Raw genomic sequence first — 208 nt, 5'->3', positions numbered from 1 at the left:
TGATTAGGTTTAGAAAAGTTAAGAGACGATATTGGGTCTGTAGCTCAGCTGGTTAGAGCGCTCGCCTGATAAGCGGGAGGTCGGTGGTTCAAGTCCACTCAGACCCACCAATATCGACCTAGATGGGGCTATAGCTCAGCTGGGAGAGCGCCTGCCTTGCACGCAGGAGGTCTGCGGTTCGATCCCGCATAGCTCCACCATCTTTAAG

Annotated in this window: 2 tRNA genes; both read left to right on the top strand. The window is 53.4% G+C overall.

Going from position 1 to position 208, the window contains the following annotated elements:
- The first annotated feature begins 33 nt into the window (after positions 1 to 33).
- Positions 34 to 110, top strand: a tRNA-Ile gene (locus AB4133_RS22045).
- Between the two features lie 14 nt (positions 111 to 124).
- A tRNA-Ala gene (locus AB4133_RS22040) sits at positions 125 to 200 on the top strand.
- The last annotated feature ends 8 nt before the right edge of the window (positions 201 to 208 follow it).

This window comes from Vibrio sp. 10N.286.52.F8, from assembly GCF_041468745.1.
Lineage (GTDB): Bacteria > Pseudomonadota > Gammaproteobacteria > Enterobacterales > Vibrionaceae > Vibrio > Vibrio crassostreae_C.
The sequence above is the reverse complement of the archived record's forward strand: the minus strand, read 5'-3'. Positions and strand labels throughout refer to the sequence as shown.